Source organism: Burkholderia cenocepacia (genome assembly GCF_900446215.1).
In the GTDB taxonomy this organism is placed as follows: Bacteria; Pseudomonadota; Gammaproteobacteria; order Burkholderiales; family Burkholderiaceae; genus Burkholderia; species Burkholderia cenocepacia.
Genome location: NZ_UAQZ01000001.1, coordinates 619891 through 639577, shown reverse-complemented (window position 1 = coordinate 639577; position 19687 = coordinate 619891). Strand labels below are relative to the sequence as shown.

Genomic DNA, 19687 nt, shown 5'->3' with positions numbered 1-19687 from the left:
TCGACGCGCGGCGCTTACTCGAGCGGCGCGTCGTTCGGCGCCGCATAGCGCGCCTTGATCACGTCGCTCATCGGGAAGTCGAACGACAGCCCCTTCGGCGGCACCGGCTTCATGAACCATTTGTCGTACAGCGCGTCGATCTCGCCGCTTTTCATCAACTGCACGAGCACGCCGTCGACGAGCGCCTTGAACTGCGGATCGTCCTTGCGCAGCATGAACCCGTAGGCTTCCGACGATTGCGGCGTGCCGACGAGCCGCCAGTCGGCCGGTTTCGCGGCGAGCTGGCGCACGCCCGCGAGCAGCACGTCGTCCATCATGTACGCGGCCGCGCGGCCCGATTCGAGCGTGAGGCGCCCTTCGCCGTAGTCCTTCGCGCTGATGATCTGCATGTTCATCTTCTTTTCCTCGTTCATCTTGCGCAGCAGGCGTTCGGACGTCGTGCCCTGGTTCGTCACGACCGTCTTGCCGGCCAGATCGGGGAAGTCGCGGATGCCCGACGTGGTGCGGGTGAGCAGGCGCGTCGTCGCGACGAAGAAGGTGGTCGAGAACGCGACTTGCGCATGGCGTGCGGCGAGGTTGGTCGTCACGCCGCATTCGAGATCGACGGTGCCGTTCTGCACGAGCGGAATGCGGTTCTGCGACGTGACCGGAATGAAGCGCACCTGCAGGTCGGGCTTGCCGGTGCGCGCCTTCACCGCGGCGATCACGCGCTCGCACAGGTCCTGCGAGAAGCCGATGACCTTGCCGCTCGCATCGACGTAGGAGAACGGCACCGACGTTTCGCGATGACCGATCGAAATCAGGTTGGCCTGCCGGATCTTCTCGAGCGTGCCGGACAGCGGTTCCGCGGCGACGGATGCGCCGCACGCGAGCACGCATGCGGCGACGAGCAGGGAGCGGCCGAGGCGGGCGGCGAAGCGGGACGGGAAGGGCATGACGGTCTCCGGGGCAAATGGTGATCCGTATGTTGCCAAAAACAAAATAATTGCAACACATGTTAAGCCCCGTGCGTCGCCGGCCGGCCGGGCGGGCCGCGCCGGACATCAGGGAAACTCCCGAGTCGAATTCGGTGAAAAACGGGTTGTCTAGACAAGTTGACGTAGCTACACTTCAATCCATTCCGAACTTGTCTAGACAGGATTGCTCACATGATTACGTTGACCCCCGGCCATCTGACCCTCCCGCAACTGCGCCAGATCGCACGCGAATCCGTGCAACTGAAGCTCGATCCGGCGAGCTTCGCGAAGATCGACGCCGGCGCGAAGGCCGTCGCCGACATCGCCGCGAAGGGCGAGCCGGCCTACGGCATCAACACGGGCTTCGGCCGCCTGGCCAGCACCCACATCCCGCACGACCAGCTTGAACTGCTGCAGAAGAACCTCGTGCTGTCGCACGCGGTCGGCGTCGGCGAGCCGATGGCGCGTTCGTCGGTGCGCCTGCTGATGGCGCTGAAGCTGTCGAGCCTCGGCCGCGGCCACTCGGGCATCCGTCGCGAAGTAATGGACGCGCTGATCACGCTGTTCAACGCCGACGTGCTGCCGCTGATCCCGGTGAAGGGCTCGGTCGGCGCGTCGGGCGACCTCGCACCGCTCGCGCACATGTCGGCCGTGCTGCTCGGCGTCGGCGAAGTGTTCATCCGCGGCGAACGGGCGAGCGCCCTCGACGGCCTGCGCGTCGCGGGCCTCGCGCCGCTGACGCTGCAGGCGAAGGAAGGCCTGGCGCTCCTGAACGGCACGCAGGCGTCGACCGCGCTGGCGCTCGACAACATGTTCGCGATCGAAGACCTGTACCGCACCGCGCTCGTCGCCGGTGCGCTGTCGGTCGACGCGGCAGCCGGCTCGGTGAAGCCGTTCGACGCACGCATCCATGAACTGCGCGGCCATCAAGGCCAGATCGACGCGGCCGCGTCGTACCGCGAACTGCTCGAAGGCTCGCCGATCAACCAGTCGCACCGCGACTGCGACAAGGTGCAGGACCCGTACAGCCTGCGCTGCCAGCCGCAGGTGATGGGCGCGTGCCTGGACCAGATGCGTCATGCGGCCGACGTGCTGCTGGTCGAAGCGAATGCCGTGTCGGACAACCCGCTGATCTTCCCGGACACCGGCGAAGTGCTGTCGGGCGGCAACTTCCACGCGGAGCCCGTCGCGTTCGCGGCCGACAACCTCGCGCTCGCCGCATCGGAAATCGGTGCGCTGGCCGAACGCCGCATCGCGCTGCTGATCGACGCGACGCTGTCGGGCCTGCCCCCGTTCCTCGTGAAGGACGGCGGCGTGAACTCCGGCTTCATGATCGCTCACGTGACGGCAGCCGCGCTCGCATCGGAAAACAAGACGCTCGCGCACCCGGCGTCGGTCGACTCGCTGCCGACCTCGGCGAACCAGGAAGACCACGTGTCGATGGCGACGTTCGCCGCGCGCAAGCTCGCCGACATCGCGGACAACACGAAGCACATCCTCGCGATCGAACTGCTGGCCGCCGCGCAGGGCGTCGACCTGCGCGCGCCGTACCACACGAGCCCGAAGCTCGCGCCGGTGATGGAGACGATCCGCAGCCAGGTCGCGCACTACGAACTCGACCACTATTTCGCACCGGACATCGCGGTGATCGCGAAGCTGGTCGGCGAGCGCGCGTTCGCGAAGGTCGCGCCGTTCTCGTTCGCATCGGAACAGTAAGCCGATGAGTGCGCCGGTCTACCAGGAGATCAAGGATTTCATCCTGGCCCGCATCCATGCCGGCGAGTGGGAGGAGGGCGACCAGGTGCCGTCCGAGAACGAGCTGGCGCGCGAGTTCAAGGTGGCGCGCATGACCGTCAACCGCGCGCTGCGCGAGTTGACGGCCGAGCAGGTGCTCACGCGCATGAAGGGCGCGGGCACCTACGTCGCGCGGCCGAAGTACGAGTCGACGCTGGTCGCGATCCGCAGCATCTCCGAGGAAGTCGGCGCGCGCGGGCATGCGTACCGCGCCAGCGTGCTCGGGCTCGACACGATCCGCGCCGACGATGCCCTCGCCGACGAGATGCAGGTGGCCGTGCGCACCAAGCTGTTTCATTCGCAGGTGCTGCACTTCGAGAACGACGAGCCGGTGCAGCTCGAAGAACGATGGGTGAATCCGGCGGTCGCGCCGGATTACGCCGAGCAGGATTTCACGAACACGACGCCGAACCTGTACCTGATGCGCGCGGCGCCGCTGCAGCGCGTCGAGTACCGGATCGAAGCGGCTGCCCCGGCGCCGGAGCGGCGCGAGCAGCTGCGGATGGACGACGTCGAGCCGTGTCTGGTTTTACATCGGCGCACCTGGTCGCAGGGCGTCGTCGCCTCGGTGGCGAATCTGTGGCATCCCGGCAGCCGTTATCGCTTCACCGGGCATTTCTGATTCCTATTTGATAGTCATTTTCCTTCGGGAGCAGTCGTCATGAACCATCCGAAACACATCGATCCCCGTCTCGATCCGACGCGCACGATCCGCGCGCCGCGCGGCAGCGAGAAGACCTGCAAGACCTGGCTGGCCGAAGCGGCCTACCGGATGATCCAGAACAACCTCGACCCGGAAGTCGCCGAGCATCCGCATGCGCTCGTCGTGTACGGCGGCATCGGGCGTGCTGCGCGCAACTGGGAATGCTACGACCAGATCCTCGCGTCGCTGAAGGATCTCGAGGAAAACGAAACGCTGCTGATCCAGTCGGGCAAGCCGGTCGGCGTGTTCCGCACCCACAAGGATGCGCCGCGCGTGCTGCTCGCGAACTCGAACCTGGTGCCGCACTGGGCGAACTGGGATCACTTCCACGAGCTCGACCGCAAGGGCCTGATGATGTACGGCCAGATGACGGCCGGCAGCTGGATCTACATCGGCAGCCAGGGCATCGTGCAGGGCACCTATGAAACCTTCTTCTCGGTCGCGAACCAGCACTTCAACGGCGATCCGTCGGGCCGCTGGATCCTGACGGGCGGCCTGGGCGGGATGGGCGGCGCGCAGCCGCTCGCCGCGACGATGGCCGGCTTCTCGATGATCGCGGTCGAATGCGACGAGACGCGCATCGACTTCCGCCTGAAGACCCGCTACGTCGACAAGAAGGCGACGACGCTCGACGAAGCGCTCGCCATGATCGACGAAGCGAAGCGCACCGGCAAGCCGGTGTCGATCGGCCTGCTCGGCAACGCGGCCGACGTGTTCCCGGAACTCGTCAAGCGCGGCATCACGCCGGACTGCGTGACCGACCAGACGAGCGCGCACGACCCGATCAACGGCTACCTGCCGCAAGGCTGGACCGTCGCGCAATGGCGCGAAGCGCAGAAGGTCGATCCGCAGAGCATCGTGAAGGTTGCGAAGCAGTCGATGGCCGTCCAGGTGCGCGCGATGCTGGCGCTGCAGGAACGCGGCGCGGCGACGCTCGACTACGGCAACAACATCCGCCAGATGGCGCTGGAAATGGGCGTCGAGAACGCGTTCGACTTCCCGGGCTTCGTGCCGGCGTACATCCGCCCACTGTTCTGCGAGGGCAAGGGCCCGTTCCGCTGGGTCGCGCTGTCCGGCGATCCGGAAGACATCTACAAGACCGACCAGAAGGTGAAGGAGCTGATCCCCGACGATCCGCACCTGCACAACTGGCTCGACATGGCGCGTGAGCGCATCGCGTTCCAGGGCCTGCCGGCGCGGATCTGCTGGGTCGGCGTGAAGGATCGCTACCGCCTCGGCCAGGCGTTCAACGAGATGGTGAAGAACGGCGAACTGAAGGCGCCGATCGTGATCGGCCGCGACCACCTCGACACCGGTTCGGTCGCGAGCCCGAACCGCGAGACGGAATCGATGAAGGACGGTTCGGACGCCGTCAGCGACTGGCCGTTGCTGAACGCGCTGCTGAATACCGCGGGCGGTGCATCGTGGGTGTCGCTGCACCATGGCGGCGGCGTCGGAATGGGCTTCTCGCAGCACTCGGGCGTCGTGATCGTCGCCGACGGCACCGCCGACGCGCACGAGCGTCTCGGCCGCGTGCTGCTGAACGATCCGGCCACGGGCGTGATGCGCCATGCGGATGCCGGCTACGAACTCGCGCAGCAGACGGCTCGCGAAGCCGGCCTGAAGCTGCCGATGCTCGGCCGCTGAGCATGACGGCGCTCGACCAGGCGCCGCTGCACGCAACGATGATCCGCGCGGCGGATCTCGTTGCGTCGCCGTGGAAGAACGGCGGCGGCGTGACGCGCGAGATCGGCGCGTTTCCGCCCGGCGCGGCACTCGATGCGTTCGCGTGGCGCGTGAGCGTCGCGGACGTCGGCACGGCCGGCCCGTTCTCGCGTTTCGACGGGATCGACCGCACGCTCGTGCTGCTGTCCGGCGCGGGCATGACGCTCGCCGAGGCGGGCGGCCCGCGGCACGTGCTCGACGCACCGCTGGCCCGTGCGGATTTCGCGGGCGAGACGGCGATCGACGCGACGCTGCACGACGGCGCGACGCGCGACTTCAACCTGATGACGCGCCGTTCGGCCGCGCGTGGCACGCTCGACGTGTGGCGCGCGGGGGCTCACCGCCTTGCGCCGGCCGATACCGTGCTGCTGTTTTGCGCGGCCGGTGCGGTGGGCGTCGACCTCGACGGCACGCACTACGCGCTGGAAGACATGGACACGTTGCGGCTCGACGGGCCGCGGCGTGCGTTTGACGTCGTCGTGAGCGGAGGCGGCGCGCTGCTCGCCGTCTCGCTTGCCGTCGGCGAACGAGACTGAACGCATGAAACCGACTGTCTGGCATCACCTGAGGCTGTGTCCGCACGGCCATCCCGACGAGACGATCGACGACGCGGCGATCGCCGTCGACGAAACCGGCACGATCGCGTGGCTCGGCGCGCTGTCCGCGCTGCCGCACGGTTATGCGCACTGGCGGCGCGAGGACCTGCACGGCGCGTGGGTGACGCCGGGCCTCGTCGACTGCCATACGCATCTCGTGTACGGCGGCACGCGTGCCGACGAGTTCGCGCAGCGCCTCGCGGGCGTCAGCTACGAGGAAATCGCGCGGCAGGGCGGCGGGATCGTGTCGACGGTGCGCGCGACGCGCGCGGCCGACGAGACGACGCTGTTCGTGCAGGCCGCCGCGCGCCTGCAGCCGCTGCTCGCCGAAGGCGTGACCGCGATCGAGATCAAGTCCGGCTACGGGCTCGACCTCGCGAGCGAGCGCAAGATGCTGCGCGTCGCGCGCCAGCTCGGCGAACGCTTCCCGGTCACCGTCCATACGACCTTCCTCGGCGCGCACGCATTGCCGCCCGAATATGCGGGGCGCGCGGATGCGTACATCGACGAAGTGTGCGACCGCATGCTGCCGACGCTGGCCGACGAAGGGCTCGTCGACGCGGTCGACGTGTTCTGCGAACGCATCGGCTTTTCGCTCGCGCAAACCGAGCGCGTGTTCGAGGCCGCGACGCGACGGGGGCTGCCGGTGAAGCTGCATGCGGAGCAACTGTCGAATGCGGGCGGGACGGCGCTCGCCGCGCGTTACCGCGCGCTGTCCGCCGATCACCTCGAATTTCTCGACGAAGCCGGCATCGAGGCGATGAAGGCGGCCGGCACGGTCGCCGTGCTGCTGCCCGGCGCGTACTACTTCATCCGCGAAACGCAACTGCCGCCGATCGAGCTGCTGCGCAAGCACGGCGTGCCGATCGCGCTCGCGACCGATCACAACCCGGGCACGTCGCCGCTCGAATCGCTGCTGCTGACGTTGAACATGGGCTGCACGCTGTTCCGCATGACGGTGCCCGAGGTGCTGCAGGGCGTCACGCGCCATGCGGCCGCGGCGCTCGGCCGCGCGGATCGCCACGGCGCGCTCGAGGTCGGTCGCCAGGCCGACTTCGCCGTCTGGTCGGTCGGCTCGCTGGCCGAGCTGGCGTACTGGATCGGCCGGCCGCTGTGCGAGCAGGTCGTACGCGGCGGCACGACCGTGTTTCGCCGGATGAACGGATAAGTTTGGCGACGGATCGGGCCGGGTCGTGACGGACCCGGTCCGGCCGACGTTTTGCATGGGACCGGACCCGGCGCAACGGCGCACTCCGGTCGATCGCCGCGAGGCAGGGGCAAGCGCGACGCGCTCACGCCTGCCGGCCGCGGCACCGGACCGGACGAGACGCTGACGCGCCTGAACCGGTCGATAAGGACTCGCAATGACCGACACCCTGTTGTTCGCGGACCATGCCTACCTGCCCGATGGCTGGCGCCGCAACGTGCTGCTGCGCTGGGACGCGAGCGGCACGCTGACCGACGTCACGCCCGACACCGACGCGCCGGCAGGCGTCGCACGCGCGGCCGGGCCGGTGCTGCCCGGCATGCCGAACCTGCATTCGCACGCGTTCCAGCGCGCGATGGCGGGGCTCACCGAATACCGCGCGAATCCCGCCGACAGCTTCTGGAGCTGGCGCGACCTGATGTACCGCTTCGCGCTGAAGATCACGCCCGACGCGCTCGCGGCGATTGCACGCTGGCTGTATGTCGAGATGCTCAAGTGCGGCTACACGTCGGTGTGCGAATTCCACTACGTGCATCACGCGCAGGACGGCTCGCGCTATCCGCAGATCGCGGAGCTCGGCACGCGCGTGATCGATGCCGCGCGCTCGGCCGGCGTCGGCATCACGATGCTGCCCGTGTCGTACCAGTTCGCCGGCTTCGGCAACAAGCCGCCGCGCGACGACCAGCGCCGCTTCATCAACACGCCCGACGGCGTGCTCGAACTGCTCGATGCGATGCGTCGCGCGGCGCCCGAGCATGGCGGGCTGCGCTACGGCGTCGCGCCGCATTCGCTGCGCGCGGTATCCGAAAACGGGTTGCGTGCGCTGCTCGAAGGATTGCCCGACGATGCGCCGGTGCATATCCATATCGCCGAGCAGACGGCCGAAGTCGACGACTGCGTTCGCGCGTACGGCGCACGCCCCGTACAATGGCTGCTCGATCGCTTCGACGTCGATGCGCGCTGGTGTCTCGTGCACGCGACGCACGTCGACGCGGCCGAGACGGCGGCGCTCGCGAAGCGCCGCGCGGTCGCCGGGCTTTGCCTGACGACCGAAGCGAACCTCGGCGACGGCGTGTTCCCGGCCGTCGACTATCTCGCGCAAGGCGGCGTGATCGGCATCGGCTCGGACAGCCACGCGTCGGTCGACTGGCGCTCGGAGCTGCGCCTGCTCGAATACGGGCAGCGGCTCGTGCACCGCGCGCGCAACGTGCTGGCAAGCGACACGCAGGCGCACGTCGCCGATCGCCTGTTCGATGCGTCGCTCGCGGGCGGCGCGCAGGCGAGCGGGCGACGCATCGGCGCGCTGCGCGAAGGTTGTCGCGCCGACTGGCTCGTGCTCGATCCCGATCACCCGGCGATCGCCGAACACGGCAGCGCGGCATGGCTGTCGGGCATCGTGTTCGCCGAGCACGGCGAGACGCCGGTGCTCGACGTCTACACGGGCGGCGAGCGCGTCGTGAGCGGCCGCCGCCATCGCGACGAAGCCGCCGCGTATGCCGACTACCGCGCCGCGCTGGCGCAACTGCTGCGCTGACGCGCGGCAACCGGCGCACGCCGCATGCGTGCGCCGGCCGACTCTTACGGTGAGGCGACATGACTGAACAACCGGCTGTATTCACGCTGAAGCAGGGCACGTTGCCGCTGCTGATCTCGATTCCGCACGCAGGTACGCACATCCCCGACGACATCGCCGCGACGATGACGCCCGACGCGCGCTTCGTCGACGATTGCGACTGGCATCTCGAGCGGCTGTACGGGTTCGCGGCCGATCTCGGCGCGTCGATCCTCGTGCCGTCGCACGCGCGTTACGTCGTCGACCTGAACCGTCCGCCCGACAACGAGAACCTGTATCCGGGGCAGGACACGACGGGGCTCGTGCCGGTCGATACGTTCGACAAGGCGCCGCTGTATCCGGCGAACGCGCTGCCCGGCAACGACGAGATCATGCGTCGCCGCGACCGCTACTGGGTGCCGTATCACGACGCGCTGCAACGCGAGATCGCGCGGCTGAAGGGCGAACACGGCCGCGTGCTCGTGTGGGAAGCGCATTCGATCCGCTCGCACGTGCCGCGTTTCTTCGACGGCCGCCTGCCGGACTTCAACTTCGGCACGTCGAGCGGCGCGAGTGCGGCGCCGGGCCTCGCGGAGGCACTGGCCGCGCGCGTGCTCGCGCACGGCGGCTATACGGCCGTCGCGAACGGGCGCTTCAAGGGCGGCTACATCACGCGACACTATGGCGTGCCCGATACCGGCGTCGAGGCCGTGCAACTCGAACTGTCGCAGATCACCTACATGGAGGAGACGCGTCCGTACGCGTACGACGAAGCGCGTGCAGCGCGGATCGCGCCGCTATTGCAGACGCTCGTCGAAACCGCACTCGCGCATCGTTGAGCACGGGCCGCGTCCATGCGGCGGCGCGGCGCGACAATGCGTGCCGCCCCGCCGGCACGTAGCAGGCAAGCCGATGCAACGCACAAAACGGCATCGATCCGCGCGATCGATGCCGTTTTTTTCGTCTGATCGATATCGTCGTCCGCCCCCGAAAAGTTGACGCAATTTTTAGGTGATATAAGCTGAATGTCAGGAAGTCGTCACGCGCGCACCGGCGGCGAGGCCCTCGACGATGGCCGTGCTACGCCGAATCCGCTGCGAGACATCTTGCTGACGTGTCGCCACGCGGCATTGCGACACGTGTCCTGTCTCCATCAGTCAGTCGAGTACGATCGTGAAAGCCGCCAGCCCTTCGATACGCCGGACCCGAAGTCCGTCGGCGGGCGCGCCGCCTCAGGCCGGGCCGAACCGGCATGCTGATCGCGGCACGCGCGCCGCCCCGTTACGCGAGCCTCGCTTCTTCGCCATTTCTCATCGCGGCCCGCGCCGCTTCAATCTCGTGACCGCGCACCTGTGCAGCGCGGTGCAGTGCGACGGCAGCGCATCGTTGTTGCCCTAGCGTCCCTTTCCGCTTCCGTCCCGGGCCGTACCGCCTGTTGCCGCGGCATCCGCGCGGCAGGATCGCGCCTGCGCGGCGGGATGGCACGCGCGTGCGGCGTACCCGCGAACCCGCCTCGTTGCGCGCGCAAGCATGTCGCGCGCCATTACCGGAGAGACGCCGATGCGCGCACGACCGATCGTAGCCGTCACCGCCGACCGCATCCTGCGCGGCGCCCATCCAAACCACACGGCGGGCGAGAAGTACCTCGCCGCCGTCGTCGACGGCGCCGGCGCGCTGGCGTTCGTGCTGCCCGCGCTCGGCGCGCGGCAGCCGGCCGACGCGATCGTCGCGGCAATCGACGGGCTGCTGTTGACCGGCAGCTATTCGAACGTCGAACCGCATCATTACGGCGGCGCCGCGAGCGCGCCCGACACGCTGCACGATCCGGCGCGCGATGCGACCGCGTTGCCGCTGATCCGCGCGGCGATCGACGCGGGCGTGCCGGTGCTCGCGATCTGCCGCGGCATGCAGGAGCTGAACGTCGCGTACGGCGGCACGCTGCATCAGCGGCTGCACGCGACGACCGGCTTCGACGATCATCGCGAACGCCCGGCCGATCCGCTCGAGCGGCAGTACGGTCCCGCGCACGTGGTGCAACTCGCGCCCGGCGGTCTGCTGCAGCGGGTCGCGCGCGGTGCGCACGAGGCGACGGTCAACTCGCTGCACGACCAGGGCATCGCGCGTCTGGGCGCGGGGCTCGCCGTCGAAGCGAGCGCACCCGACGGGCTGATCGAGGCCGTCAGCGTGCGCGGCGCGCGTGCGTTCGCGCTGGGCGTGCAGTGGCATCCCGAATGGCGCTACGCAGAGCAGCCGCTGTCGCGCGACATCTTCGCGGCATTCGGCGCGGCGTGCCGCGCGCACATGACACATCGCATTCATGCGACCGGCGGCGCGATGCCGTCGCCGGCCGCATCCGACATCGACTGAACGAGGCCGATCATGCAACCCGAACTGAGCGAATTCCTGCGACAGCACCGCATCACCGAAGTCGAGGCCATCATTCCCGACATGGCCGGCATCGCGCGCGGCAAGATCATTCCACGCAACAAGTTCGAATCCGGCGAATCGATGCGCCTGCCGCAGGCCGTGATGGTGCAGACCGTCACCGGCGACTATCCGGAGGACGGCACGCTGACCGGCGTGACCGATCCCGACATGGTGTGCGTGCCCGATCCGTCGACGATCTGCCTGATCCCGTGGGCGGTCGACCCGACCGCGCAGGTGATCCACGACTGCGTGCACTTCGACGGCTCGCCGGTCGAGATCTCGCCGCGCTACGTGCTGCGCCGCGTGCTCGACCTGTACAAGGCGAAGGGCTGGAAGCCGGTCGTCGCGCCCGAGCTGGAGTTCTACCTGGTCGACATGAACGCCGATCCCGACCTGCCGCTGCGTCCGCCCGTCGGCCGCACCGGGCGGGCGGAAACCGGCCGCCAGTCGTATTCGATCGAGGCCGTCAACGAGTTCGATCCGCTGTTCGAGGACATCTACGAATACTGCGAAATGCAGGGCCTCGACATCGAGACGCTGATTCACGAAGTCGGCGCCGCGCAAATGGAGATCAACTTCGTGCACGGCGACGCGCTGCCGCTCGCCGACCAGGTGTTCCTGTTCAAGCGCACGGTGCGCGAGGCCGCGCTGCGTCACAACATGTACGCGACGTTCATGGCCAAGCCGATGGAAGGCGAGCCGGGCTCCGCGATGCACATTCACCAGAGCCTGGCCGATGCGCGCACCGGGCGCAATTTGTTCGCCGACGAAGGCGGCGCCGTGTCGCCGCTGTTCCACAGCTACCTGGCGGGACTGCAGAAGTACACGCCGGCGCTGATGCCGATCTTCGCGCCGTACATCAATTCGTACCGCCGCCTGTCGCGCTTCATGGCCGCGCCGATCAACGTGCAGTGGGGCTACGACAACCGCACGGTGGGCTTTCGCATTCCGCAGTCGAGCCCCGTCGCGCGACGCATCGAGAACCGGATTCCGGGCGTCGACTGCAATCCGTATCTGGCATTCGCGGCAACGCTTGCCGCCGGCTATCTCGGCATGACGCAACAGCTTGCGCCGACCGAGCCGATCGCATCGGACGGCTACGACCTGCCGTATCAGCTGCCGCGCAATCTCGAGGAGGGCATCTCGCTGATGGCCGCATGCGAGCCGCTCGCCGGCATTCTCGGCGACAAGTTCGTGAAGGCCTACCTGGCGTTGAAGGAAACCGAATACGAAGCGTTCTTCCGCGTGATCAGCTCGTGGGAACGCAGGCATCTGCTGCTGCACGTGTGAGCGTGCGACGCTGTTTGACGGAGAAGACATGACCGATCGAAACGAAGCTTTTTCGCCGCGCTCGACCGCCGATTTTCGCGCGCTCGACGCCGCGCACCACATCCATCCGTTCTCGGACATGGGCGCGCTCAATCGTGCCGGCAGCCGCGTGATCGTGAAGGCCGACGGCGTCTACCTGTGGGACTCGGACGGCAACAAGGTGATCGACGGGATGGCCGGCCTGTGGTGCGTGAACGTCGGCTACGGGCGCAAGGAACTCGCCGACGCCGCGTATCGCCAGATCCAGGAGCTGCCGTTCTACAACACGTTCTTCAAGACCACGCACCCGCCGGTGATCGAGCTTTCCGCGATGCTCGCGGAAGTGACGCCGGCCGGCTTCAACTACTTCTTCTATTGCAACAGCGGCTCGGAAGGCAACGACACCGTGCTGCGTCTCGTGCACCAGTACTGGCGCGTGCAGGGCAAGCCGCAGAAGAAATACGTGATCTCGCGCGAGAACGGCTATCACGGCTCGACGATCGCGGGCGGCACGCTCGGCGGGATGGGCTACATGCACGAGCAGATGCCGTCGAAGGTCGAGCACATCGTGCACATCGACCAGCCGTACTTCTTCGGCGAAGCGGCAGCCGGCGAAACGCCCGAAGCATTCGGCCTCGCGCGCGCGCAGCAGCTCGAAGCGAAGATTCTCGAACTCGGCGCGGAGAACGTCGCGGCTTTCATCGGCGAGCCGTTCCAGGGTGCGGGCGGCGTGATCTTCCCGCCGTCGACGTACTGGCCGGAAATCCAGCGGATCTGCCGCAAGTACGACATCCTGCTGGTCGCCGACGAAGTGATCGGCGGCTTCGGGCGCACCGGCGAATGGTTCGCGCACCAGCACTTCGGCTTCGAGCCGGACCTGATCACGATGGCCAAGGGCCTCACGTCGGGTTACGTGCCGATGGGCGCGGTGGGCATTCACGAGCGCGTCGCGCGCCCGATCATCGACAACGGCGAATTCAATCACGGCCTCACGTATTCCGGTCACCCGGTGGCAGCCGCCGTCGCGGTCGCGAACCTGAAGCTGCTGCGCGACGAGGGCATCGTCGAGCGCGTGAAGACCGACATCGGGCCGTATTTCCAGCGCCGGCTGCGCGACGCGCTGGGCGACCACCCGATCGTCGGGGAGATCGCGGGAGCGGGACTCGTCGCCGGCGTTCAGCTGGCGCGCGACCGGAGCCGGCGCGAGCGCTTCGGCGCGGACGTCGATATCGGCACGATCTGCCGCGACTTCTGCTTTAACGGCAACCTGATCATGCGCGCGACCGGCGACCGGATGCTGCTGTCGCCGCCGCTCGTGATTCGCGAGGCGGAGGTCGACGAGATCGTCGACAAGGCGAAGCGCGCGTTCGACGCGACGGCGGAGCGGGTGGGGCGCGCACGGTAAGCCGGTAGCTGCGTGCGGACGTGGGCGGCGTATGACGTGGCGCCCGCGTCGCTCGGGGCACGCGCGACGCCGAAAACGAAAAGGGCCTGCGTCGTGAGACGCAGGCCCTTGAATTCTTTGGTGGGCGGTACTGGGATCGAACCAGTGACCCCTGCCGTGTGAAGGCAGTGCTCTACCGCTGAGCTAACCGCCCAAAGAAGAATCAAATTATGTCAGAGATTTTGGGGCTCGTAAAGCCCTTTCTGCAAATTTTTTCAAATAGCCGCAAGCACCGGTTCGCGAGTCGCGCGCTCAGCCCGCGAGCGCGGGCAGCGCATCGATCGACGCGCGTACGTAGCCGGCAAAGCGCAGCGCCACCGGTTCGGCGGTGCCGCTGCGTTTCAGCGCGAGCGTGCGCGATTCGAGCGACGCATCCTTCAGCGGCAGGAACGCAAGCCGGTCGCTTTTCGCCTGCTGCAGCACGCGCGGCACCAGCGCGATGCCCATCCCGAATTCGATCATCGACAGGACCGTCTGCCACAGCCGCGCCTCGTGACGGATCAGCGGACTGAATCCCGCGTTCACGCACTGCGCGATGATCAGGTCGTGATAGTGCGGTGCGGCGTCGCGCGGAAACAGGATGAACGGTTCGGTCGCGAGCGTGGCGAGCGCGACCTGCCTGCGCCGCGCCAGTGGATGCGCGGCCGGCAGGCAGCACACGAACGGCTCCGCATAGACGGGCACCGATTCCACCTCGGGCGGGAAGTGGCCCCAGTGCGCATAGCCGAGATCGATCTGGCCACGCTGGATCGCCTGCACCTGCGCGTGCGTGTTCATCTCGCTCAGCACGACCTCGACGCCCGGATAGTCGGCCTCGAAGCGCCGCACGGCGTCGGGCAGCCCGCGATACAGCATCGAGTGGACGAAGCCGATCCGCAGCCGACCCGCGAGCCCCGATGCGGAGCGCACCGTCAGGCGCTCGGCTTCGGCCGCCTGCAGCAGCAGCCGGCGCGCTTCGCCGAGCAGTACCTCGCCCGCGTTGGTCAGCGCGACCGTCTTGTTGGTGCGCGAGAACAACTGCACGCCGAGCGCGTCCTCGAACTTGCGGATGTCGAAGCTCAGCGCCGGCTGCGAGATGAACAGGCGCTTCGCCGCGCGCCCGAAATGCAGCTCCTCGGCGACCGCCACGAAGTAGCGCAACTGCCTCAGTTCCATGGTGTCTCCTCCCGGCGTCGGCATCGATAAGCAATATCTATCGTACCGGACAAATCCTGTATTGGACGCTTATCGATCGCGCGCCTACGCTCTGCGGGAGGCTTTACGCAGGATCGGCCGGACGCCGCGGCGCGCGGCCCGGTCGCCGCGCAGGCAACCCAGGAGACGCATGCATGAACGACACCGCTCGCACGCCCGACACCGGCGCATCCAATATCCCCGACAGCCGGGGCATCAATTTCTTCACCGTCGACCCCGATTTCGGCGCATTGCTGAAGCTGCATCTCGGCGATGCGCGCTATGCCGAACTCGAGCCGCGGCTGCACGCGCTCGGCGCGCGCGTGTCGGGCGAACTCGACGAATGGGCGTCGCGCGCGGACAAGCATCCGCCCGTGCTCGAGCATCGCAACCGGCGCGGCGAGGCCGTGCAGCGGATCGACAAGGACCCGGCGTACGTCGCGCTCGAACGCGTCGCGTATGCGGAGCTGGGGCTCGCGTCGCTGAGCCACGGAGCCGAAACCGTGCCGCCGCTCGTCAAGTACGCGCTGACGTTCCTGTTCGTGCAGGCGGAATTCGGGCTGTGCTGCCCGGTCAGCATGACCGATTCGCTGACGCGCACGCTGCGCCGCTTCGGCGATCCCGCGCTGGTCGCGCGCTACCTGCCGATGCTCGCGTCGCGCGACTTCGACACGCTGTACCAGGGCGCGATGTTCATGACCGAGCAGGCGGCCGGCTCCGACGTCGGCCGGATCGCGACGCGCGCGACCTGCGAAACCGACGTGCACGGCGAGACCGTCTGGCGACTGACCGGCGACAAGTGGTTCTGCTCGAACGCGGACGCCGATCTCGCGATGGTGCTCGCGCGGCCCGACGGCGCGCCGGACGGCATCAAGGGCCTCGCGCTGTTCCTGCTGCCGAAGACGCTGCCGGACGGCACGCGCAACCGCTACCGGATCGTGCGGCTGAAGGACAAGCTCGGCAGCCGTTCGATGGCGAGCGGCGAGATCGCGCTCGAAGGCGCGCAGGCGTACCTGATCGGCGAGATCGGCCGCGGCTTTCACCAGATGGCCGACATGATCAACATGTCGCGGCTGTCGAACGGCGTGCGCGCGGCGGGGCTGATGCGGCGCGCGCTGAACGAAGCGCTGCACGTGGCCGCGCATCGCGAGGCGTTCGGCCGCAAGCTGATCGAGATGCCGCTGATGCAGCGCCAGCTGATGAAGATGCTGCTGCCGGCCGAGGCCGCGCGCGCGATGTTCATGCAGATCGCGCTGCTGCTGCCGCAGGCCGACGCGGGCGACGAGCAGGCCGCGCGCTGCGTGCGGATCCTGACGCCGCTGATCAAGTTCCGCGCGTGCCGCGACGCGCGCCGCGTGACGGGCGACGCGATGGAAGTGCGCGGCGGCACCGGCTATATCGAGGAATGGAGCGATGCGCGGCTCGTGCGCGACGCGCATCTCGGCTCGATCTGGGAGGGCACCAGCAACATCGTCGCGCTCGACGTCGCGCGCGCCGCGCAGCGCGAGCATGCGCTCGACGCGCTGCGCACGTTCCTCGGCGATCGCCTGGGCGCGGCGCCGCTGCCCGAGGCGAGCCGCACGGCGTTGCGGCGCATTCTGGCGCGGGCGTGCGACGGGCTCGCGCGGGTCGCTGACGAAGGCGACGACGCGCGCGTGCGGCAAGCCGCGTCCGCGCTGTATTACGCGAGCGCGGCCGTATTGATGGCCTGCGAGGGCGCGCGGCTCGCGCCGGATTTCCGCCGTCTCGCGCTGGCGCACCTGATCGTGCGTCACAAGCTGCTGCCGGTCGATCCGCTCGCGCCGGCTCCGCGCGACGACGAATCGGCCGCGTCCGACGCGCTGCTGCGCGGTCTGCCGGTCGCGCTCGACACGGCGCTCGACCTGCTGCCGGAGGTCGAGCGATGAGCGCGACGCGTGGCGCACTGGACGGCCTGAAGGTCGTCGACCTGAGCCGGGTGCTCGGCGGCCCGTACTGCACGCAGGCGCTCGCCGACCACGGCGCGACGGTGGTCAAGATCGAGCCGCCCGCCGGCGACGAGACGCGCGGCTGGGGGCCGCCGTTCCTCGGCGACACGGCCTGGTATTTCATGGGCGTGAACCGCAACAAGGAAGGGCTCGCGCTCGACCTGTCGCGCGACGAAGGGCGCGCGATCCTGTGGCGCCTGCTCGAGGAAGCCGACGTGCTCGTCGAGAATTTCAAGCCGGGTACGCTCGCGCGCTGGGGGATGGACTACGCACGCGACCTGCAGCCGCGCTTTCCGCGCCTGATCCACTGCGCGGTGACGGGCTTCGGCGACGACGGCCCGCTCGGCGGGCTGCCGGGCTACGACGCGGTGATCCAGGCGATGGCCGGGCTGATGAGCGTGAACGGCGAACGCGACGGCGACGCGACCCGCATCGGCCTGCCGATCGTCGACATGGTCACGGGGCTCAACGCGCTCGCCGGCATCCTGCTGGCGCTCGCGGAGCGCGAGAAGAGCGGGCGCGGGCAGTCGATCGACGTCGCGCTGTACGACTGCGGCGTGTCGCTGCTGCATCCGCACCTGCCGAATTTCTTCGGCTCGGGTCGCGTGCCGGAGCGCAGCGGCAACGCGCACCCGAACATCGCGCCGTACGACAGCTACCGCACGGCCACCGTGCCGATTTTCCTCGCGGTCGGCAACGACCGGCAGTTCGCGCGGCTCGTCGCGCATCTCGGCGCGCCGGCGCTCGCCGGCGATCCGCGCTTCGTCGACAACCGCAGCCGCTGCGCGCACCGGCCCGCGCTGAAGGCCGAGCTGGAAGCGCGGCTCGCCGCGCACGCATGCGAGCCGCTCGCGCGTGACCTGATGGCGGCCGGCGTGCCGTGCGGGCCGGTGCGCACGGTGGCCGACGTCGCGCACGATCCGCATGCGCTGCACCGCAACCTGTTCGTCGAGATCGGCGCGTATCGCGGCACCGCGTCGCCGGTGAAGCTGTCGCGCACGCCGGCCACCTACCGGTCGGCGCCGCCCGCGCTCGGCCGCGACACGCGCGCGGTGCTCGACCGGCTCGGCGTCGATCGCGCGCTTCAGCAGCAACTGCTCGATGCCGGCGTGCTGAAGACGGCGGCCGGCGAATCGCCGCCCGACTGACACGACGCCGCTGGCCGGCGGCGTGATGCCGGCCACCGGGAAAGGCGCGCGCGAGTCGCGCCCCCGATCACCCCAATATGGAGACATCGATGAGCCGTCCTCAATCCCCGCCCGCCGCACAACCGCGGCCCGGCCGCGCCGCCCTCGCGGCGTTCGTCGGCACCACGATCGAGTGGTACGACTTCTACATCTACGGCACGGCCGCGGCGCTCGTGTTCGGCAAGGTGTTCTTTTCCGGCACGATGGATCCCGGCGTCGCGACGCTGCTCGCGTTCGTCACGTTCTGGGCCGGCTTCGCCGCGCGGCCGCTCGGCGGCATCGTGTTCGGGCATCTCGGCGATCGCGTCGGCCGCAAGACCGCGCTCGTGATCACGCTGGTGATGATGGGGCTCGCGACGACCGGCATCGGCCTGCTGCCCGGTTACGCGTCGATCGGCGTGTGGGCGCCGGCGGGCCTCGTCGTGCTGCGCGTGCTGCAGGGCATCGCGGTCGGCGGCGAGTGGGGCGGCGCGGTGCTGATCGCGAGCGAGAATGCGCCGAAGCATCGCAGCATCCTGTATGCGGCGTTCGCGCAGCAAGGCTCGCCCACCGGCAACCTGTTGGCCACGGCGGCATTCTTCGCGCTGAGCGCGCTGCCGACCCCGTCGTTCCTGATGTGGGGCTGGCGCATTCCGTTCCTGCTGTCGGCCGTGCTCGTGGTCATCGGGATGGTGATCCGGCTGCGGCTCGAGGAGTCGATCGACATGCAGCGCGTGCTCGCGCGCAAGCGCACGGTGAAGCTGCCGCTGCGCGACGTCGTGCGCGACCACTGGGTCGTCGTGCTGCTCGCGGCCGGCACGCTGCCGGTGATCAACGTCACGTATTTCCGCAGCACGTTCGCGCTGTCGTGGGCGACGAAGGAACTCGGCTACGCGCAGGGCACGTTCCTCGGCATCCTGTCGATCTCGCTCGTCGTGCAGTTCCTGATGCAGCCGGTCGGTGCGTGGTTCGTGTCGAAGGTCGACATGCGGCGCGCGATGGGCTGGATCCTGATCCCGGAAATCGTGCTGATGCCCGTGATGTTCCACGCGCTCGCGACGCGTTCTTACTGGGTCGCCGTCGCGGGCATGTGCATCTCGACGATTCCGTCGGCGATGTTCTACGGGGCGGTCGGCGGCGTGCTCGCCCGCGTGTTCCCGGCGAACATCCGCTATACGGGCCTGTCGCTCGCGTATCAGTTGAGCGCGCTGGTCGTCGGCGGCGGCACGCCGGTGCTCGCGCAGGCGATTCTCAATGCGACGGGCAGCATCGTCGGCGTCGCGATCGCGTCGGGGCTGTACGCGCTCGTGTCGCTGGCGTGCATGCTGGCGCTGCTGAACCGCACCGGGTATCGCGCCGACGAGTTGTCGAGCGCCGAGCGCAGCGATGCGGCCGAGTGGGGCACCGAAGGCGCGGGGGCCGATTGTCCAGCCGGCGCGCCGGCGCAGCCCGACGATCGCGGCACGTTGAAACCGGCGGGGTGACGCGGGGAGGCCGGCGCGATTCGGCACGCTGGCGACGCGGTAATTCGGTGAGGCGGCAATCCGCCGGCGCGGTCGCGCGGTAATTCGGCGCTCCGGCGGCATCGCGTGCCGGACCGAGCGTGCGTCGCGCGGCGTCGGCTCGCACCGGATCACGCTTCCCAAAAGCAAACGGCACCGTGCGAGAC

General features: G+C 68.7%; 15 protein-coding genes and 1 tRNA gene. 13 read left to right on the top strand and 3 right to left on the bottom strand.

Annotated elements, in window-relative coordinates:
• Positions 1-14: 14 nt before the first annotated feature.
• On the bottom strand, positions 15-935 hold the full coding sequence (locus DTA15_RS02985; protein ID WP_006488095.1) for a glutamate/aspartate ABC transporter substrate-binding protein: 921 nt from the start codon (positions 933-935) through the stop codon (positions 15-17).
• A 213-nt stretch (positions 936-1148) separates the two neighbouring features.
• On the opposite strand from DTA15_RS02985, the gene hutH reads away from it, so the two are divergent.
• From hutH to DTA15_RS02930, 10 genes are all read left to right on the top strand, one after another.
• The gene (gene hutH, locus DTA15_RS02980; RefSeq protein WP_006488089.1) at positions 1149-2672 is read left to right on the top strand and encodes a histidine ammonia-lyase; all 1524 of its coding nucleotides are present in this window, start codon (positions 1149-1151) and stop codon (positions 2670-2672) included.
• Positions 2673-2676: 4 nt separating this feature from the next.
• Positions 2677-3372, top strand: coding sequence for a histidine utilization transcriptional repressor HutC (gene hutC / locus DTA15_RS02975; RefSeq protein ID WP_006488107.1), 696 nt, complete (start codon positions 2677-2679; stop codon positions 3370-3372).
• Positions 3373-3411: 39 nt separating this feature from the next.
• On the top strand, positions 3412-5100 hold the full coding sequence (hutU, locus tag DTA15_RS02970) for a urocanate hydratase (RefSeq protein ID WP_006488101.1): 1689 nt from the start codon (positions 3412-3414) through the stop codon (positions 5098-5100).
• Between the two features lie 2 nt (positions 5101-5102).
• Positions 5103-5714 carry a HutD/Ves family protein gene (locus DTA15_RS02965; protein WP_006488093.1) on the top strand — a complete coding sequence of 204 codons (612 nt, stop codon included), beginning with the start codon at positions 5103-5105 and terminating at the stop codon, positions 5712-5714.
• Positions 5715-5718: 4 nt separating this feature from the next.
• Positions 5719-6942 (top strand): imidazolonepropionase, encoded by a 1224-nt coding sequence (gene hutI / locus DTA15_RS02960; protein WP_006488078.1) that lies wholly within the window; start codon positions 5719-5721, stop codon positions 6940-6942.
• A 196-nt stretch (positions 6943-7138) separates the two neighbouring features.
• The gene (locus DTA15_RS02955) at positions 7139-8515 is read left to right on the top strand and encodes a formimidoylglutamate deiminase (RefSeq protein ID WP_006488097.1); all 1377 of its coding nucleotides are present in this window, start codon (positions 7139-7141) and stop codon (positions 8513-8515) included.
• 59 nt (positions 8516-8574) lie between these two features.
• Positions 8575-9372 (top strand): N-formylglutamate deformylase, encoded by a 798-nt coding sequence (gene hutG, locus DTA15_RS02950; protein ID WP_006488072.1) that lies wholly within the window; start codon positions 8575-8577, stop codon positions 9370-9372.
• Between the two features lie 721 nt (positions 9373-10093).
• Entirely contained in the window at positions 10094-10900 is an 807-nt protein-coding gene (locus DTA15_RS02940; RefSeq protein ID WP_006488099.1) for a gamma-glutamyl-gamma-aminobutyrate hydrolase family protein, read from the top strand.
• A 12-nt stretch (positions 10901-10912) separates the two neighbouring features.
• Positions 10913-12250, top strand: coding sequence for a glutamine synthetase family protein (locus DTA15_RS02935; RefSeq protein ID WP_006488076.1), 1338 nt, complete (start codon positions 10913-10915; stop codon positions 12248-12250).
• A gap of 28 nt (positions 12251-12278) precedes the next feature.
• Entirely contained in the window at positions 12279-13673 is a 1395-nt protein-coding gene (locus DTA15_RS02930; RefSeq protein ID WP_006488081.1) for an aspartate aminotransferase family protein, read from the top strand.
• 118 nt (positions 13674-13791) lie between these two features.
• On the opposite strand, the gene DTA15_RS02925 is transcribed toward DTA15_RS02930, so the two are convergent.
• Both DTA15_RS02925 and DTA15_RS02920 read right to left on the bottom strand, forming a co-directional pair.
• Positions 13792-13866, bottom strand: a tRNA-Val gene (locus DTA15_RS02925).
• 98 nt (positions 13867-13964) lie between these two features.
• The gene (locus DTA15_RS02920) at positions 13965-14867 is read right to left on the bottom strand and encodes a LysR family transcriptional regulator (protein WP_006488085.1); all 903 of its coding nucleotides are present in this window, start codon (positions 14865-14867) and stop codon (positions 13965-13967) included.
• 173 nt (positions 14868-15040) lie between these two features.
• Here DTA15_RS02920 and DTA15_RS02915 point away from each other — a divergent pair, with 173 nt between their 5' ends.
• The 3 genes from DTA15_RS02915 to DTA15_RS02905 all read left to right on the top strand — a co-directional run bounded on the left by DTA15_RS02915 (position 15041) and on the right by DTA15_RS02905 (position 19502).
• Positions 15041-16792 carry an acyl-CoA dehydrogenase family protein gene (locus DTA15_RS02915; RefSeq protein WP_006488068.1) on the top strand — a complete coding sequence of 584 codons (1752 nt, stop codon included), beginning with the start codon at positions 15041-15043 and terminating at the stop codon, positions 16790-16792.
• Positions 16789-18000 carry a CaiB/BaiF CoA transferase family protein gene (locus DTA15_RS02910; protein ID WP_006493710.1) on the top strand — a complete coding sequence of 404 codons (1212 nt, stop codon included), beginning with the start codon at positions 16789-16791 and terminating at the stop codon, positions 17998-18000. The genes DTA15_RS02915 and DTA15_RS02910 overlap by 4 nt, the downstream gene beginning before the upstream one ends.
• Positions 18001-18089: 89 nt before the next feature.
• Positions 18090-19502: an MFS transporter gene (locus DTA15_RS02905; RefSeq protein WP_006485508.1), complete on the top strand. Its 1413-nt coding sequence runs from the start codon at positions 18090-18092 to the stop codon at positions 19500-19502.
• The last annotated feature ends 185 nt before the right edge of the window (positions 19503-19687 follow it).

Bases quoted from the DNA above. Each gene is read 5' to 3' on its own strand.
- DTA15_RS02935 (WP_006488076.1), top strand. From the start codon at position 10,913: ATGCAACCCGAACTGAGCGAATTCCTGCGACAGCACCGCATCACCGAA.
- hutI (WP_006488078.1), top strand. From the start codon at position 5,719: ATGAAACCGACTGTCTGGCATCACCTGAGGCTGTGTCCGCACGGCCAT.
- DTA15_RS02940 (WP_006488099.1), top strand. From the start codon at position 10,094: ATGCGCGCACGACCGATCGTAGCCGTCACCGCCGACCGCATCCTGCGC.
- DTA15_RS02930 (WP_006488081.1), top strand. From the start codon at position 12,279: ATGACCGATCGAAACGAAGCTTTTTCGCCGCGCTCGACCGCCGATTTT.
- DTA15_RS02920 (WP_006488085.1), bottom strand. From the start codon at position 14,867: ATGGAACTGAGGCAGTTGCGCTACTTCGTGGCGGTCGCCGAGGAGCTG.
- DTA15_RS02955 (WP_006488097.1), top strand. From the start codon at position 7,139: ATGACCGACACCCTGTTGTTCGCGGACCATGCCTACCTGCCCGATGGC.
- DTA15_RS02965 (WP_006488093.1), top strand. From the start codon at position 5,103: ATGACGGCGCTCGACCAGGCGCCGCTGCACGCAACGATGATCCGCGCG.
- hutC (WP_006488107.1), top strand. From the start codon at position 2,677: ATGAGTGCGCCGGTCTACCAGGAGATCAAGGATTTCATCCTGGCCCGC.
- DTA15_RS02985 (WP_006488095.1), bottom strand. From the start codon at position 935: ATGCCCTTCCCGTCCCGCTTCGCCGCCCGCCTCGGCCGCTCCCTGCTC.
- DTA15_RS02905 (WP_006485508.1), top strand. From the start codon at position 18,090: ATGAGCCGTCCTCAATCCCCGCCCGCCGCACAACCGCGGCCCGGCCGC.
- hutH (WP_006488089.1), top strand. From the start codon at position 1,149: ATGATTACGTTGACCCCCGGCCATCTGACCCTCCCGCAACTGCGCCAG.
- DTA15_RS02910 (WP_006493710.1), top strand. From the start codon at position 16,789: ATGAGCGCGACGCGTGGCGCACTGGACGGCCTGAAGGTCGTCGACCTG.
- hutG (WP_006488072.1), top strand. From the start codon at position 8,575: ATGACTGAACAACCGGCTGTATTCACGCTGAAGCAGGGCACGTTGCCG.
- hutU (WP_006488101.1), top strand. From the start codon at position 3,412: ATGAACCATCCGAAACACATCGATCCCCGTCTCGATCCGACGCGCACG.
- DTA15_RS02915 (WP_006488068.1), top strand. From the start codon at position 15,041: ATGAACGACACCGCTCGCACGCCCGACACCGGCGCATCCAATATCCCC.